We start from the raw sequence: 16,785 nt of genomic DNA on the forward strand, positions 1-16,785 counted from the left end.
ATTGGTTGCCTCTCTGCCGCCAACGATTATCCCCGAATAAACACCGTCGCGATCGGCTTCCGGTACACGACCTTATACCCGAGTCCCTTCGATAGCGCTGCGAGCGGCAAATAAGTGACGGAGTTGCTGCCGACCTGCTGCAAGTAAGCAGGTGTTTCGAGCGGCATCGATTGGCCGTTCACTTTCATCGTCGTTGCGCCAATTGTGAAGGAGACTTTGTTGCTGCCGGACGTTACGGTTGCGGTGCGCGTCTTGTTATCCCAAGCAAGGTTCGCGTGGAGTGCATTCGCGATGTCCCGCATGGGCAGGAACGTCGTGTTGTTCTTAAGAACAGGCTTATTTATACCCGCTAGATCCGTGCCATTCACCACAACACGAAGCGGTGCGCCAGTCTGAAGCGGTGCCGGATCGCGGTACTCGCCCCAGATGCCGTCAGCGAACTGGCGGCCCATCACGTCATAACCGGACTGCTTCGGATGAATGTCTCTTCGGAGTATGTAGGTATATGCAAATTCATTGCCAAGGAAAGGCTTAGATACGTCAACCAGACGTACATCGGAGCCTTCCTTCTGCAGCTTCGCTGCAAGCTCTTCGTCCATTGACTTCAGCTTGTCGACGCCGTCCGTCAATACCTTATACTGATCTTCCGTAACGGCCTTGTTCAGTATTGAAGGCGCTGGCACAGGCAAATACTGATCCGCGAACACAATCGTCGCTTTCGGATTCAGGTTCAGAATCGAACGCAGCGAAGACTCTAGCGTAGGAATATAACTGTCCAAATGGCTGTCCAGTCGTGTCCGCAGTTGATCCGCGCTCAGCGACTCTTCTTTTATTTCATCGAATAAGGACAGGAAGTCATTGCCGCCAATCGTCATGACAACAAGATCGGCTTTCTTCAGGTCATTGCTTAGTTGCGTCGAAGACTTGGCAACGATGTCTTCTGTAGTCGGGTACTTCGATAAGCCTGGCTGGATTTGCTCCGCCGTCACTGTTTTGCCTGCTGTCACGGAATCGAGAAGTTCTTTTAACCCGGAAGATTTCAGAGCTATAATGCCATAATTATTTAGGTCAGCGTCAGTGTGATAGAGGGCTTGCTCGTAGATGCGATCCACATAGCCATACGGGATCGAATTGACCGTCATGCCAAGCTCGTAGCCTGCTGTGAGCGAGTCGCCAACGGCCACAATATGCAGCGGCTGATTGAGTTTCGCTTGCGGTGACGCTGGCGCTGCGTACAGAACCGGCGAGGCTTTTACTGGTCCAACTGCCTGTACAGGTGCGGATGCAGGCGCATCTGCATATGATCCATAGACCCCGGCTGAACCTAGAAGAACAGCTGCTGCGGTTATCGAGACCGCCCACTTCGGAACTTTCCTATAATTACTAAACAATAAAAACACATCCTTTTGATTATTTATGCGTTAGAATAGATGTACAATTTTCTGAGAATTTTTCAGATTGCTGCTGTGATGTGCTAAAGAACTCTTATCGAATCCATAAAAATATTAAATTGATATTCATTATGGTGTGATGGTACAATCAAATAATAACAAAATTCGTACACCCGCTGTTTCACCAGAAGGATGCTGAAGAGCACGGCATGCTGTACAGCCGCCTCAGCGTCTTTTTTTCGAATCATATCAGAATGTATAGTTTCATAATTATCCATCTCTGAATGATCTGCGCACAAAACGCTTCTGCCTATGCAGATAGGCAAGGTCGTTTTTGCTCGACAGACACGCTTGTTTTGGCCTTATGCGGTAACCGCGTGTACACCTTCATTCTACGCGATAGCGCGCTGGAATTGAAGCCGGATTCCATGAATAAGAATCCATTCCTCCGTTTATTTAAAAATTTCTCATAGAAAGGTTGCATCCAAGTGAAAGAGAACCAGTTAGGATTGCCGCCGAAGCAAGGTCTATACGATCCGCAATTTGAGAAAGACGCTTGCGGAATGGGCTTTGTGGCTAACATCAAGGGAATTAAATCACACACGATCATCCAACAGGCACTCACGGTGCTTGAGAACATGGAGCATCGCGGTGGCCAAGGCAGCGAGCCTAACACAGGGGATGGAGCCGGGATCTTATTGCAAATTCCGCATGCTTTCTTTGCCCGTGAAATGAAAGAGCTCGGTGTAGAATTGCCAGCAAACGGCGACTATGCAGTTGGTATGCTTTTCTTGTCCCAGGACGAGAGCATTCGCAGCAAGCATGAGCGCGAGCTGGAGGCGATCATCCGTGAGGAAGGTCAAACATTGCTCGGCTGGCGTACCGTTCCAACGAACGACGAGAAGCTTGGACATTCTGCGAAGTCGGTTAAACCGTTCGTTCGCCAAGTGTTCATCGGGAAGAGTGCAGAGCTGAAAGATGAGCTCTCCTTCGAACGTAAAATCTACGTCATTCGTAAACGTGCGGAGATTGCGATTCGCTATTCCGGCGCTGAAGGCGCCGATAGCTTCTATTTCTCCAGTATGTCCAGCAAAAAAATCGTGTATAAAGGGATGCTTACAACAGAGCAAGTCCGTTCCTTCTACGTCGAGCTCAATGACGAGACGATGGAAACGGCGCTCGCGCTCGTTCACTCCCGTTTCTCCACGAACACGTTCCCAAGCTGGGAGCGCGCGCATCCATACCGTTATCTCATTCACAACGGTGAGATCAACACGCTTCGCGGTAACGTGAACTGGATGCATGCTCGTCAAACGCTGTTCGCATCGGAATTGTTCGGTGAAGATTTGGCGAAGATCAAGCCAATCATCAATCCAGACGGCTCTGACACGGCGATGTTTGACAACACGCTGGAATTTCTCTATCTCTCCGGCCGTTCGTTGCCGCATGTGGCAATGATGATGGTGCCTGAGCCTTGGTCTAACCACGAAGGCATGAGCGATGAGAAGCGTGCATTCTATGAATACCACAGCTGTTTGATGGAGCCGTGGGACGGACCAGCCGCTATGGCGTTCACCGATGGTACTCAAATCGGTGCGATTCTTGACCGGAACGGCCTTCGCCCAGCTCGTTACTATGTAACGAAGGACGATGTGATCATTCTCGGTTCCGAAGCAGGTACCGTTCACGTTGACCCAGAGAACATCCTATATAAAGACCGCCTTCGTCCAGGCCGTATGCTGCTTGTTGATACGCAAGCTGGCCGCATCGTTTCGGATGAAGAGGTGAAAGCGCAAATCGCTTCGGAGCACCCCTACCAAGAGTGGCTTGATGAGCATCTCGTAGGTTTGGATGAGCTTCCGGATGCACCGGAATTGCCAGAGCCGAGCCACGAAACGGTAGAACAGCGCCAGCAGGCGTTCGGCTATACGTTCGAGGATCTGCGCAAAGTGCTTGAGCCAATGGCAGGCAGCGGCGTTGAGCCGATCGCTTCCATGGGTTATGACGCGCCGCTTGCGATTCTATCGGAGCGCCCGCAGCGTCTGTTCAACTACTTTAAGCAAATGTTCGCACAAGTAACGAACCCGCCGATTGACGCGATTCGTGAAGAGATCATTACGGCGACTGGCACGACGCTTGGACCTGAGCGCAACCTGCTGAACCCAGAGCCAGAGAGCTGCCGCCATATCAAGCTGGCAACGCCGGTATTGTCGAACGAAGAGTTCGCGAAGCTGCGCCACATTCGCCGTCCGGGCTACAAGTCCATCACGCTTCCAACGCTGTTCGCAGCGGACAAAGGCGAAGAAGGCTTGCGTTTTGCCCTGAAGCAAATGTGCGAAGCGGCAGACCGCGTTATTGCGAAAGGTCATAATATCCTTATTCTTTCTGACCGCGGCGTAGACCGTGAGAACGCGGCAATCCCGTCGCTGCTCGCCGTATCTGCCCTGCATCACCATCTGATCCGCGAAGGCACACGGACGAAAGTAAGCATCCTGCTCGAATCCGGCGAGCCGCGTGAAGTGCATCACTTTGCACTATTGCTCGGTTACGGCGTAAGCGCAGTGAACCCGTACTTGGCGTTCGAAACGCTTGATGACATGATCCGCCAAGGCATGCTGCGCGGCGTGAAGCATGATAAAGCGGTGAAGAACTTCATTAAAGCAGCTACGAAGGGCGTCGTTAAGATCCTGTCCAAGATGGGTATCTCCACGATCCAATCGTACCGCGGCGCACAAATTTTCGAGGCGGTTGGTCTGAAGGAAGAGGTTGTTGATCAATACTTCACTTGGACAGCGACTCGTATCGGCGGTATCGGCCTTGACGTGATTACCGAAGAGACGCTCAAGCATCACAACCGTGCATTCTCCGAGCAAGAGGGCCGCGAGAGAGAGCTTGATTCCGGCGGTGAATACCAATGGCGTAAAGACGGCGAAGATCACTTGTTCAGCCCGCAGACGATTCATACGCTGCAAATGGCTTCCCGTAACAACGACTACAAGCTGTATAAGAAATTCTCTGCACTCGTGCAGGGTGAAGATAAGAAGCATCTGACGCTTCGCTCGCTGCTCGAGTTCAACTACGACGCTCAGCCAGTGCCACTGGATGAAGTGGAGTCGGTTGAATCGATCGTGAAACGCTTCAAAACTGGCGCGATGTCGTACGGCTCGATCAGTAAAGAAGCGCATGAGTCGCTCGCAATTGCGATGAACCGCATCGGCGGCAGATCCAATACAGGCGAGGGCGGCGAAGATCCGGCCCGTTACATCCCGGATGCGAACGGCGATTCCCGCCGCAGCGCGATCAAGCAAGTTGCTTCCGGCCGTTTCGGCGTAACGAGCAACTACCTGGTCAATGCCGATGAAATTCAAATCAAGATGGCGCAAGGCGCGAAGCCAGGCGAAGGCGGCCAGCTGCCAGGACGTAAAGTATACCCTTGGGTTGCCGAAGTTCGCGGTTCGACGCCAGGCGTAGGTCTCATCTCGCCTCCACCGCATCACGATATTTATTCGATCGAAGATTTGGCTGAGCTCATTTATGATCTCAAGAACGCGAACCGTCGCGCTCGTATCAACGTGAAGCTCGTATCCGAAGTCGGTGTCGGAACAATCGCTGCCGGTGTAGCGAAGGGCCGCGCAGACGTTATCCTCGTCAGCGGTTATGACGGCGGTACCGGTGCTTCTCCGCTTGCATCGATCCGCCATGCGGGTATGCCGTGGGAGCTGGGCCTCGTTGAAACGCATCAAACGCTGATGCTCAACAACCTCCGTGACCGCGTCGTTGTTGAAACAGACGGCAAGATCATGAACGGCCGCGACCTTGCGATCGCAGCATTGCTAGGCGCAGAAGAATATGGCTTCTCGACAGCTCCGCTTGTCGTGCTTGGCTGTATCATGATGCGTGTCTGCCAATTGGATACTTGTCCGGTAGGCGTGGCGACACAGAACCCGGATCTTCGCAAGAAGTTCATGGGCGATCCAAGCCACGTAGCCAACTACATGCTGTTCGTAGCGCAAGAGCTGCGTGAAATTATGGCTGAGCTTGGTTTCCGTACGATTGGGGAGATGGTCGGCCGCGTTGACCGCCTGAAGACCAAATCGCTGATCGAGCATTACAAGCTCAAAGGCGTTGATCTGACGCCATTGCTGCATCAAGTGGAATTGCCGGAAGGCTCTGCGCGCTTCTGCACGCAAGAGCAGGATCATAAGCTGGAAGAAACGCTTGATATGCAGAAGCTGCTGCCGCTTGCACAGCCTGCGATCGAATCCGGCGAGAAAGTCCGCGCAACATTGCCGATTACGAATGTGAACCGCGTTGTCGGTACAATCGTCGGCAGTGAAGTGACTCGCGCTTACGGTGCGAAGGGCTTGCCTGAAGATACGATTTCGTTCCACTTTGTCGGCTCTGCCGGCCAAAGCTTCGGCGCATTCGTACCGAAGGGCATTACGCTCTCGCTTGAAGGCGACTCCAATGACTATGTCGGTAAAGGTCTCTCCGGCGGTAAAATCATTGTTGCTCCGTCTCCGAAGGCGACTTTCAAGCCAGAAGAGAACGTCATTATCGGTAACACCGCATTCTACGGTGCAACGGGCGGCGACGCGTACATCAGCGGTATCGCAGGTGAGCGCTTTGCAGTACGTAACTCCGGCGTGAATGTCGTTGTCGAAGGCGTTGGCGACCACGGCTGTGAGTATATGACAGGCGGACGCGTTGCTATCCTTGGCGGCACTGGCCGTAACTTCGCGGCAGGTATGTCCGGCGGCGTCGCGTACGTGCTTGATGAAGCAGGCGATTTCTACAAGCATTGCAACATCGAGATGGTGCTTCTGGAGCGCGTAGAGGAACAGCGTGATTCGGATGAATTACAGTCCATGATTCAGCGCCATGTGGATTACACGGGCAGTGAAATCGGCAAACGACTGCTGTCCGATTGGGAAGCGTCCAAAGAGAAATTCGTCAAAGTCATCCCGAAAGACTACAAGCGGATGCTGCAGCAAATCGAGAAGATGGAGCAATCCGGCCTGGCTGGAGATGAAGCGCTTCTCGCAGCTTTCGAAGCGAATATGAAAGAACTCGCGCGTGTAGGCGGGAACTGAATACGTTAGTATGACAAAAGAAGCCGTGCAGCGAGTCATTTCGCTGCCGGCTTCTTTTTGTGTCATAAAGTTTACGAAACGGTATTATAATTTACCAATAATCGACAATAATAGAAGCGCCATGTGAGATTAGTCGCACATCCTTCGACACCCTTTTTGGAATGGAATGGATATAATGAGAACAGACAAGTACAGAAGAGAGAAAAAATAAAGGATTCGGTCAATCGATTGGAGTGGTGGTCGGGAAAGCTAGGGGAAGACGTTCGGCAAAAGGTTCACTATAATTAGAGGGAGTAGGAACCGCGGGATGAGAAAAATAGAAGATCAGAAACAAGAGGTACATAACACCTCGCAGGCAGCCATAGAATTGGACGTACGCACCATTTTGGAGCAGCTTGGTATCGATCTTGCGAATTGGCCTGCAGACTTGCCGCCATTACAAAAATAAATATACGAAACGAAAACCATAGTCGGTTAACGACTATGGTTTTAATTATTTCAAATCCATTATTTCATATTCCGTTCCGCACGCACGAAGGCAATGAAGCGGCGAGCCTCTTCAGGCGAGAGCTTCTGGCCATCGATTGTTAGAGCGAAGCGGCTTAGCAGATCTTCTTCGGAAAGCTCCAGTTGATCCACAAAATCACGTACTGGCGTGTCGACAGTTACATGAGGAGAGTTCGTCCGGCCGACCAAGAAATCGACAGTTACTTTAAACAAGTCGGCAAACTTTGATAACGTTTCCGTATCCGGCTCACGTCGGTTTTTCTCGTAATGGGATAGTGCCGCGCGTGATATACCGAGCAGCCCCGCTGTCTGTTCCTGCGTCCAGCCCCGATCGTCTCTCAGTTTGGAAATCCGATTACCAATGCCCATATTTCTCCTCCTGATTCGAGATATACAACAATAATAATACGAATTGTAAACAAATGCATGCAAAGATACAAAATGTCACGAGTCGAAAAATAAAAGAATTGACATGTTACATAATGTATCTTAATGTATAAAGTGTATCAGTTACAAATTGTATCATTTGATACGAAACGAATTGAATCGTTTAATACAACTGTTTCTAATTTTACCCCAAATTGGAATGTCTGAAACCGGTCCAAAATAATTTTACTGTATAGGAGTAGATTGGTCATGAGGCTGATGGTGACTGGCGGAGCAGGGTTTGTTGGAAGCAACTTCATTCGGTATATGCTTGATCGCTATCCAGACTATACGATCGTGAATTACGACCAGCTTACTTGCGTGGACAAGCTCATTCACTTATCAGATCTGTTCAGCCATGACCGTCATAAATTCGTACAAGGTGATATATGCGATAGCGCGCTTGTGTGCGAGACGATTAAGTGGTTCGGAATAGACGCTGTCATTAACTTCGCTGCTGAGACGAATGCAGCTTCAACCGCGGAGGATACCGAGCTTCTAGCACGAACAAACGTATTCGGCACGCAAGTTCTGCTTGATGCCTGCCGTATGCAGCAGGTAAAACGATTCGTGCAAATCTCAACAGGCGAGGTGTACGGCTCGCTTGACGGACCTGGCTATTTTACAGAAGCAAGCAAGCTTGCTCCGACCAATTTGTATGCTTCGAGCAAGGCGGAGGCAGATCTGCTCGTCCTAGCTGCGGGTGATATTACTCACGGACTCCATGTAAACGTTGCACGCTCGGCATGCTGCTATGGTCCGTTTCACTATCAAGAACATTCGTTTATTCCGCGACTCATTACAAGCGCAATATATAATGAGTCACTTCCGGATACTCGCGATGGCCGCCATGCCCATGATTGGCTGCATGTGATGGACCATGCGTCAGCGATCGACCTGGTGCTGCATGATGGCAAGGCCGGAGAGGTGTATAACATCGGAAGCTATAATGAACGCCGCCAATCGGATGTAGCTGAGCTAATCCTCGGACTGCTCGAAAAGCCGGCAGTTCGCTTACCAAATAAGACAAGTGTAGAAGCTACACAACAAATACATCAAACACAGCAAACATATCGAATCAACACGATGGATCCTTCCAAACTCGCCGCGCTAGGCTGGAGACCTAAGTATACGTTCGAGCTAGGGATCGTAGAAACGGTTGCCTGGTTTGAACATAATCATGCGCAGTGGCAGCAGCTGATGGAAGTGAGATCGAAGGAATTAAAGGTATAAAACAAGCCCCCCGTTCATAAAGTGAAATAGCTTTTTTGGACAGGGGTGGTTCATAAATGAGCAGACAGCGAAGAGGCGGTTTACCGGGGATGAAGCTGCTGCTTGGCGCAGTCATCGTGCTAGTCGTGTGGCTCAGCTGGCGGAACTTTTCCGGGCTGTTTGGGTCAGGAGATGACGAGCAGGCGCAAGCGGCGGTGGAACAGTTCTATGAATATGAGCAGCAGGGGGATTACGGCAGCGCTTGGGAGCTGTTCCATCCCGAGATGCAGCAGCGCTTCAATAAGGCGGAGTACATACAGAATCGTGCTCATATCTTGATGCAGGACTTCGGCGTGAATACGTTCGATGTACATATTGGCAGCCCCACGCGCATTGCCGATTGGAAAATGAGCGCGGATGCCGCACCGATTCCGCTCGTCTACGAGTTCCATGTGGAGGAATCCTTCCACAGCGAGTATGGCAACTTCACTATCAACCAGCCTTGCTTTGCGGCATATGAATCCGGCAAGTGGAAGGTGCTCTGGTCCTATGAGCAAACACATGCAGGAAGTTCTCAGAATACGCATTAATGCTATGGATGCAAGTGATCGATTCGATTCCAGTTGAAATGAGGCATTGACGTGGAAAAGTCGAGCGAGAAGCAGCCGCGCGAGCATATTCGAATTCGGCTACGAGATGGCGCGCATGCGGAAGTGTCCATATGTAATGTGGATGGCGAGGGAGCGGATTCCGGCGCGTCCGTGGTGCTGCTTCACAATATGAGCCCTACCGGGCTGCGTTTCCAGAGCCATCTGCGTTTTCCCGTCAGCAAGAGCTATCTGCTGCAATTCTCGATTACGCTGGACGAATGGCAGTTCTGTCTGCTCGGACATGTGGTATGGCGCCGGAAGGAAGACAATTTCTACGTATATGGCTGCTCTTTCATCCCGGATGACGGCATTCGCAAAGCGATTGTGTGCGCCTTACTGGCTAAGCTTCAGACAATGAGTCCAAGACAGGTGCGTATACATGAGCTGTATCGCAAGATGACCTATAAGAAAGAAGCGGAAATCAGCCGGCTGGATGTTAAAGGATAGAAGAGGAGTGATAAGCTTGCTAAATAAAGATCAGTTTCATTGCGTAGCTTGCGGCTGCATGCTGCCAAGATATGAAGCCGAGAGAGTGTTTCTGACCGGGTTCTACCGGGTCATTTACCCGCTTGGCTGGTGCAAATCCTGCTGCAGGCCGCCGGAGCAGCGGAATATGCGCATGGACACTGTCGCACTATCAATGCTGGAGTCGAATGAACAGCTGCTGCAGTATGTCTAAACATCTGCTAAAGCACTAAGCAAAAACTTCCAATCGCTTCCTGACTTCGGTATACTGGTGTTGGTGCGGGGCATCTATGGTTTACCGTTCCCGCATGCAGCGCTTTGCCAAACAGGGGGTATTAGAAGTGCACAGTTCATTCGACTCGATCGAGCAGCCGATCGTCAGACTGCAGCAAGTGACGAAGACGATTGGCAGGCGTACAATTATCGACGGCTTAACGCTTGATTTGCCTCGTGCGGAAGTGTTCGGCTTCCTCGGTCCCAACGGTTCGGGCAAGACGACCACCATTCGTATGATGGTCGGACTTATGTCGCTGACCAAGGGCGACGTTCTTATTGAAGGTCATAGCATTCGGACCGATTATGAGCAAGCGATTCGCCACGTTGGCGCCATCGTAGAAAACCCGGAAATGTACAAATATTTGACGGGCTTCCAGAACCTGCTTCACTTCTCGCGGATGGTGCCCGGCATTACGAGACAGCGCATCGATGAAGTCGTCGAGCTCGTTGGCCTGAAGAGCCGCATCAACGACAAAGTGAAGACGTACTCGCTCGGCATGCGCCAGCGGCTTGGCGTGGCGCAAGCGATTATGCATAAGCCGACGCTGCTCATTCTGGACGAGCCTACGAACGGGCTTGATCCTGCGGGCATTCGCGAGCTCCGAGATTACCTGAGGAAGCTGGCGAAGGAAGAGGGCATAACGGTATTCGTATCGAGCCATCTGCTGAGCGAGATGGAGCTCATGTGCGACCGTGTTGCCATTATTCAAGCCGGCAAGCTTATCGACGTGCGCAGCATCCGTTCGGATAAGCCGCTCGGCGAAGAATCGAGCCAGGTGCTGTTCGAGGTCGATCAGCCGGACAAAGCGGTGCTGCTGCTCGCAGAGCATGGCGCTGAGAGGGAAGAGGACGCTGCGCTGGTGCGGGCTGACCGCGAGACAATTGCGCAAATTAATGCATCGCTTGTTGCAGCGGGCATTAAAGTATACGGCATTCGCGTCCTGAACAAATCTCTGGAGGATCAATTCCTGGAGATGACGGGAGGTGAGCAGGTTGTTTGATTTTTTGCAGCTTGTCCGTAATGAGAATATGAAGATTTACCGCCGAATCGGCACTTGGATTATGCTCGGTATTATTCTGTTGCTCGTCATCGTGTCCAGCTCATTGACGAGGTGGCTGTCCGAGAAGGAAACGATGTGGACCGTCATGAATGGCATCGACCAGCTGATGTACTATTTGATTACGATCTTTACCGTCGTCATATCAGCGGAGAGCGTGGCTGGGGAGTTCTCGTCCGGCACGATTAAGCTGCTGCTCATCCGGCCGTGGAGTCGGAGCAAGATTCTGCTGTCGAAGTACATTTCACTGCTCCTGTTTGCTCTCGTGCAAACCTTGCTGATGTTCGTCTCGTCATTTGTGCTGAACCTCATCTTGTTCGGCTACAACGACAGCGCAACAGCTAACGAGGCGCTCGGCGTGTTGAACAGTGCGCATCCGTTCTTCTATATGATTCAAGCGTATGTGCTCGATTACATTGGACTTATTATGATCGTGACATTCAGCTTCATGCTGTCGACGATCTTCCGCAGCGGGGGACTTGCGATCGGTCTGTCCATGTTCATCTACTTCTTCGGGCTTATCGCCAGCGGCATCCTCATGTCGCTCAAGTATAAGTGGGTCGAATACCTGCTGTTCCTGCACCTGAATTTGAAGCAATATTTGCAGAGCTCGGAAATCGCGCACCATATGACGCTCGGTTTCTCGCTCGCTGTATTAGCCGGCTACTATATCATCTTCATTGGCGTTACGTGGCTGATCTTCAATAAGCGGGACGTAGCGACCTAGCACATAAGAAAGGAGCCTTGCCGGATTTGGGAAAGCCGGTTCGAGGCTCCTTTTGTGCTGCTTACCCCGCTTGCCGGGCTTTCTCCTTCGCTTGCTGCTGCGCCTGCTGCCCGGTTGACGCTTCGTTCTCCGGCAGTTGCCTCGTACGCGGCTCGGTCTGGCGCTCCATCCGGCAATTGCCGTTGTAGATGCCGCCGTCCTGGATCAGCATCGTATGCGCCAGCACATTGCCGAACAGCTGTCCGGATGCTGTAATCGTAAGCCGGCCCTTCACGACGATATCGCCATGAACCCTGCCGGCAATTGTGAGATCTTGGGCCGTAATGCTCGAACGCGCCACGCCATATTCGCCGATAATGACCTCGCCCTTGCATTCGATATCGCCCCGATATTCGCCTTCAATCCTTATGCTGTGCTCGCAAATCAGCTTCCCTTCGACATGAGTGCCGTGTCCGATAAGGGTTTCAGCCGATGCGCTCCGCTTTGCTTCTCTGAACATTGCAGCTTTTCACCCGCCTTCTCTCACGGTTACGTGCATAATGCTATTTATTCTTAGAAGCTTAGAAACATGCCAACTAACCCTGCTAAAGATGTATACCCCTCTTAGGGGTTGTGAAAGCTAGTGGTACGTTATCGGGGAGGAAATGGGGGAATTCTACAATGATTTGGCTGCTTGCCGCACTTCTCATCTTTATTTTTCAAATCGCGACGATACTCATTCTGGAATACCGCCATCCGGCAAAATCGCTTGCTTGGCTGCTCATACTGTTCGTACTGCCGATTATCGGCTTCGTGATGTACTACTTCCTCGCGCAAGAGTATCAGCGGCGAAGAAGGATTCGAAAGCGAGGCATCTATATGTCGGATACGCTCCGCAGAGCGCTGCTTCGCTGCAAGCTTATTCACCGGCAAAGCGATATGCAGGGCAACCGCTTCGAACAGCAAGAGAGGCTCTATCACATTTTGCAAAATCTTTCGGTTTCCCCGATTACCGGCTGCAACGAATCGACCGTACTGGCGAACGGGGAAGCGACATATTCAGCGATGTTCGAAGCGATTGCGGAGGCGAAGCATCATGTGCATGTCGAGTCGTATACGATCAGGGACGACCGGATTGGACGGCAGCTGAAGGAGCTGCTGATAGAGCGGGCAAGAGCCGGCGTAGAAGTGCGCGTTATCTATGACGGGATCGGCAGTGTGGAGTTAAACGACAACTATGTGGAGGAGCTCCTTCGGGCAGGCGTAGAGATGCAATGCTTCCTGTCGCCGCGCATTGCCTTCTTCGAGAAACGGATGAACTTCCGCAATCATCGCAAAATCATCGTCGTTGACGGTCTCGTCGGCTTTGTCGGAGGGATCAACTTCGGCGAGGAATATGTCGGCGGCAATCCGAAGCTGGGCTTCTGGCGGGATACGCATCTGCGGCTTCGGGGCGATGCCGTTTATTTTCTGCAGGAAGTGTTCATGTACGATTGGTGGTATACGTCGAAGAAGAAGCTGACGGGCGCTGCGTACTTGCCCGAGCATTCGTGCGAGAGCATGGAGCAGGTGCAAATCGTGCAGAGCGGTCCCAATATGCGGGACGATGCGATTCTGGAATATGTGTTTGCGGCGGTGTCTGCCGGGAAGTCGCGGATCTATATTACAACGCCGTATTTCATACCGGATGCGAGCATCCTGATGGCTTTAAGGACTGCGGCGCTCGGCGGCGTGGATGTCCGGGTCATTATTCCGTATGTGCCCGATACGAAGTTCGTGCTGATGGCGTCCCTATCCTATGTGGAAGAGATGCTTGCCGTAGGTGTACGGATCTATCGGTATAGGGCTGGATTCGTGCATGCGAAGGTGGTGATCGTCGACAAGCTGCTCGCTTCGGTCGGCACAGCTAACATGGATATGCGGAGCTTCTACAGTAACTTCGAAATTAATGCGCTGCTGTTTGATGAGGCGGCGATCGAGCGGTTAACGGCGGACTTTATGGACGATTTGTCCAATTGCGTTGAGGTTAGTCTTTCGGAGTTCCGCAAACGACCGATGAAGCAGAAGGTAGGAGAGGCTGCGGCACGGATGTTGTCGCCGTTGTTGTAACGAGGGGGGCTGAGAGATCGGAAAGGATCTCTCAGCAATTCAGCAATTTAGCAATTCAATACGGAAAGCTCACACCTTCAGCAGCGACGCGCGATCCAGAGCAACGATGGATGCGAGCGGATGGTCGCGGCCTGTTATAAGATGATGCAGAATATGCGAGCCCATCATGCTGTAGACAGTACCGTTGCCTCCGTAGCCGAGGCAGTAGTAGATGCCAGGAGTATGGGGATCTGCCCCGATGAAAGGCAGCTCGTCGCGCGATAAGGCGAAGGTGGCATTCCACTCGTAGTCGATCGACGCTTGGATAGTAGGGAATAGTCCTTCAATGAAGCCGAGCACCTTCTCGGATTCCTTTCGAAGCGCGCTCTCGCTGGTCAGCAGCACCTTCGATTCATCATCCCCTCCACCTGCAATCATCCGCTTGTCTTCCAGAAAACGCATGTAGGAATAGGGCCGTGCCGTTTCCCAGAACAAGTATCGACTGAACATCTCGTACAGCTCCGGCTGAGGGCTTGTCACAATCGCATAGGTGCGATTCATCACTGACTTCACGAGCTTGCCGCGCAGTTCTTCCGGCTCGTAACCAACGGCATAGATGACATGCTTCGCCCGAACCTCGTACCCTGTCGAACTTTTAAGTATATGCCAGCCTCTGCTGCTGTCTCTGTTTCCTGGATTAGAACGTTTGGCGGTGCTTAGCTCCGTCTGCTCGAAGACGGCTAGCCCGAACCGTTTGGCAGCTGAATCGATCAGGCTGTGCACGAACCGAGATGGATTAACAGACGCATCGCCATGCGTCACAATTGCACCGGGCTTACGGAACGAGAACCGGGCAGCGATTTCTTCCGGCTCCAAGTATTCGACCTCGAACTGATGCTGTTTTAACAGCTTATACTCACGCTTCAGTCTAGGTACGTCCTGCTCTGTACTCGCGAAGTACAGGCTGCTCCTGCTTGCGAATTCGGAGCTTGTCCCTAGCTCGGCTGCCAGCTCGCCGAGCTGCTCGACCGCTTGTTTGCAGCCTTTGTAGAATTGGACCGCGGCTCCTTCGCCTATCTGATCCGCCAAGTCGCACAGCATAATATCGTTGCAATATTGGAGCAAGCCCGTGTTCGCGAGTGAGCTGCCTGAGCCAATTTGACCTCGTTCGAACAGTGCCGTCGTAAGTCCGCTGCGGGACAGAATGTAGCCGCATATGGCCCCCGACATACCACCGCCGATAATGGCAACATCCGTCGTAATCGCCTCAGCTAGCTGAGGGTAGACTGCTGGCTGCTGCGGCTTCATCGTTTCGGGCCAATAGAGATGCCCTTCGTGCAGATGTTTCATGATGACAATCATGCCTCCTCCTGCCTACTATGCCCCAATTTGACACAAAAAAAGAGGAGATCGTAAGGATCTCCTCCGCTAACATGTATCTAATCTTGAATCGGATCGGGCACAAGCCCTTCCTCCAGCAGCTGGCTGTTCGTCTTCATGGCTTGCATGTCTGCGCCAAGTTGCTGCATGTCTTGGAAGTCGTGAACCATTGAGCCGTTCAGCACTTCCTTTATTGCTTTCGTTCTGCGTCCAGCACCGCCTGGGATCGGATTTTCCATGATCATCAACTCCTTGGTATACTAGGGTATGAGAGGAGACAAGCTTCTTGTTACATACTTGATCGGCTTGCAAGTATATAACCATTTTTATCCCGCATTGAAACGATGGACAGGTGACAAGCAGCAAGAATAGGCTGTAACATAGCCGAAGCACATACATGATGGAAAAGGTCGGATGATGATTGAATACTGCAAAAAGTAATACGGTGACAGACAAAAATCCGGCGGTAATCGACGTACTGGGCGTCCCGCTCGTCCTGACGACTAGAGGCGCATTCGTTGAAAATGTTCACAGCGGCCATGCAGCCGTCGTTTCCGCTGACGGGAAGCTGCTCGCGCATGCCGGGGACGCGAATATTCTTAATTTCCTGCGGTCCACGGCGAAGCCGATTCAAGCATTGCCGAGCCTATTAGGCGGCGTGCTCGAAGCTTATGGACTTTGCGATGACGCGATCGCATTAATGTGTGCCTCGCATCAAGGCACGCCTGAACATATCGCGGTGCTCGAGCGGATGCTGGCGCTAACCGGCGTGCTGGAGGAGCAGCTTGCGTTCGGCGCCGCGCTGCCGGCGAATGCGCAGGCGCGCGATGCGCTGCTCGCGCGCGGAGGAAGCCCGCGCAAGCTGTACCATGTGTGCGCAGGCAAGCATATCGGCATGCTCGCGCTGTGCAAGCTGCGCGGCTGGCCGATGGAGACGTATACGCAGCCGGAGCATCCGCTGCAGCAGGAACTGCTGCGCATCGTCGCAGCGATCGCGGACGTGCAGCCGGAAGCCGTCGAGACGGCGATCGACGGCTGCGGCTTGCCGGTGTTCGCGCTGCCGCTGTGGCGCCTCGCGCTCATCTATGCGCGCTTCGCTGCCTGGGGCAGCGGTGAAGAGGCGGCGGGGGAACTCGCCGCAATCGGCGCAGCGGCCAGGCGGATCGCCGCTGCGATGGCCAGCCATCCGGCCCTCGTGGAGGGGCCGGACCGGCTGGCGAGCGTCATGCTCGGCCGCGGCGACGGGAACGTCGTCGCGAAGAGCGGGGCGCAGGGCGTCTTCGTCTTCGCCCTGCGCAAGGAGCGCCTCGCGGCTTGCATCAAGCTCGCCGACGGCAGCGAAGCGGCTTGGCCGGAGGCGGTGTGCGCCGTGCTCGAGCAGCTGAAGCTCGGCGGCGAGCTCGCCAGCCGCATCCGCAGCGAGATCTCGCCGGAGCTGCGCAACGATGCCGGGCAGCTGGTCGGCTGCCGCGAAGCGTGCGTGACGCTGGAGCGGGATTAATTATGAAGCGCCAAGTGGAGGCATAGCATAGC

General features: G+C 52.8%; 15 protein-coding genes. 10 read left to right on the forward strand and 5 right to left on the reverse strand.

Translation table 11 applies throughout. The annotated features are described in order from the left end of the window. Positions 1–26 precede the first annotated feature (26 nt). Positions 27–1,391 (reverse strand): SGNH/GDSL hydrolase family protein, encoded by a 1,365-nt coding sequence (locus A8990_RS03840; RefSeq protein ID WP_116187706.1) that lies wholly within the window; start codon positions 1,389–1,391, stop codon positions 27–29. A 488-nt stretch (positions 1,392–1,879) separates the two neighbouring features. Between A8990_RS03840 and gltB the strand changes: the two genes are divergently transcribed. Next, the gene (gltB, locus tag A8990_RS03845) at positions 1,880–6,484 is read left to right on the forward strand and encodes a glutamate synthase large subunit (RefSeq protein ID WP_116187707.1); all 4,605 of its coding nucleotides are present in this window, start codon (positions 1,880–1,882) and stop codon (positions 6,482–6,484) included. Between the two features lie 307 nt (positions 6,485–6,791). After that, entirely contained in the window at positions 6,792–6,932 is a 141-nt protein-coding gene (locus A8990_RS31375) for a hypothetical protein (protein ID WP_181909381.1), read from the forward strand. 59 nt (positions 6,933–6,991) lie between these two features. Here the strand turns inward: A8990_RS31375 and A8990_RS03850 are convergent, their stop codons facing one another. Beyond that, the gene (locus tag A8990_RS03850) at positions 6,992–7,360 is read right to left on the reverse strand and encodes a helix-turn-helix domain-containing protein (RefSeq protein ID WP_116187708.1); all 369 of its coding nucleotides are present in this window, start codon (positions 7,358–7,360) and stop codon (positions 6,992–6,994) included. A 267-nt stretch (positions 7,361–7,627) separates the two neighbouring features. Between A8990_RS03850 and A8990_RS03855 the strand changes: the two genes are divergently transcribed. The 6 genes from A8990_RS03855 to A8990_RS03880 all read left to right on the forward strand — a co-directional run bounded on the left by A8990_RS03855 (position 7,628) and on the right by A8990_RS03880 (position 11,805). After that, positions 7,628–8,650, forward strand: a complete 1,023-nt coding sequence (locus A8990_RS03855) for a dTDP-glucose 4,6-dehydratase (protein ID WP_116187709.1) — start codon at positions 7,628–7,630, stop codon at positions 8,648–8,650. A gap of 56 nt (positions 8,651–8,706) precedes the next feature. Next, positions 8,707–9,219, forward strand: coding sequence for a hypothetical protein (locus A8990_RS03860; RefSeq protein ID WP_147306765.1), 513 nt, complete (start codon positions 8,707–8,709; stop codon positions 9,217–9,219). A 51-nt stretch (positions 9,220–9,270) separates the two neighbouring features. Continuing rightward, positions 9,271–9,726, forward strand: a complete 456-nt coding sequence (locus A8990_RS03865) for a PilZ domain-containing protein (RefSeq protein WP_116187711.1) — start codon at positions 9,271–9,273, stop codon at positions 9,724–9,726. A 16-nt stretch (positions 9,727–9,742) separates the two neighbouring features. Beyond that, positions 9,743–9,958, forward strand: a complete 216-nt coding sequence (locus A8990_RS03870) for a hypothetical protein (RefSeq protein ID WP_116187712.1) — start codon at positions 9,743–9,745, stop codon at positions 9,956–9,958. A gap of 127 nt (positions 9,959–10,085) precedes the next feature. After that, positions 10,086–11,021: an ABC transporter ATP-binding protein gene (locus A8990_RS03875; RefSeq protein ID WP_245995830.1), complete on the forward strand. Its 936-nt coding sequence runs from the start codon at positions 10,086–10,088 to the stop codon at positions 11,019–11,021. Continuing rightward, positions 11,005–11,805, forward strand: coding sequence for an ABC transporter permease (locus A8990_RS03880; RefSeq protein ID WP_245995831.1), 801 nt, complete (start codon positions 11,005–11,007; stop codon positions 11,803–11,805). The genes A8990_RS03875 and A8990_RS03880 overlap by 17 nt, the downstream gene beginning before the upstream one ends. Positions 11,806–11,866: 61 nt before the next feature. Here the strand turns inward: A8990_RS03880 and A8990_RS03885 are convergent, their stop codons facing one another. Further along, positions 11,867–12,304 carry a bactofilin family protein gene (locus A8990_RS03885; RefSeq protein WP_116187714.1) on the reverse strand — a complete coding sequence of 146 codons (438 nt, stop codon included), beginning with the start codon at positions 12,302–12,304 and terminating at the stop codon, positions 11,867–11,869. A gap of 161 nt (positions 12,305–12,465) precedes the next feature. Between A8990_RS03885 and cls the strand changes: the two genes are divergently transcribed. After that, positions 12,466–13,893, forward strand: a complete 1,428-nt coding sequence (gene cls / locus A8990_RS03890) for a cardiolipin synthase (RefSeq protein ID WP_116187715.1) — start codon at positions 12,466–12,468, stop codon at positions 13,891–13,893. Positions 13,894–13,962: 69 nt separating this feature from the next. On the opposite strand, the gene A8990_RS03895 is transcribed toward cls, so the two are convergent. Both A8990_RS03895 and A8990_RS03900 read right to left on the reverse strand, forming a co-directional pair. After that, positions 13,963–15,222 carry an NAD(P)/FAD-dependent oxidoreductase gene (locus tag A8990_RS03895; protein WP_116187837.1) on the reverse strand — a complete coding sequence of 420 codons (1,260 nt, stop codon included), beginning with the start codon at positions 15,220–15,222 and terminating at the stop codon, positions 13,963–13,965. An 89-nt stretch (positions 15,223–15,311) separates the two neighbouring features. Then, positions 15,312–15,491 carry a hypothetical protein gene (locus A8990_RS03900; RefSeq protein WP_116187716.1) on the reverse strand — a complete coding sequence of 60 codons (180 nt, stop codon included), beginning with the start codon at positions 15,489–15,491 and terminating at the stop codon, positions 15,312–15,314. Between the two features lie 182 nt (positions 15,492–15,673). Between A8990_RS03900 and A8990_RS03905 the strand changes: the two genes are divergently transcribed. Beyond that, the gene (locus A8990_RS03905) at positions 15,674–16,753 is read left to right on the forward strand and encodes an asparaginase (RefSeq protein ID WP_116187717.1); all 1,080 of its coding nucleotides are present in this window, start codon (positions 15,674–15,676) and stop codon (positions 16,751–16,753) included. The last annotated feature ends 32 nt before the right edge of the window (positions 16,754–16,785 follow it).

It is taken from the genome of Paenibacillus taihuensis (genome assembly GCF_003386535.1).
GTDB lineage: Bacteria > Bacillota > Bacilli > Paenibacillales > Paenibacillaceae > Paenibacillus_Z > Paenibacillus_Z taihuensis.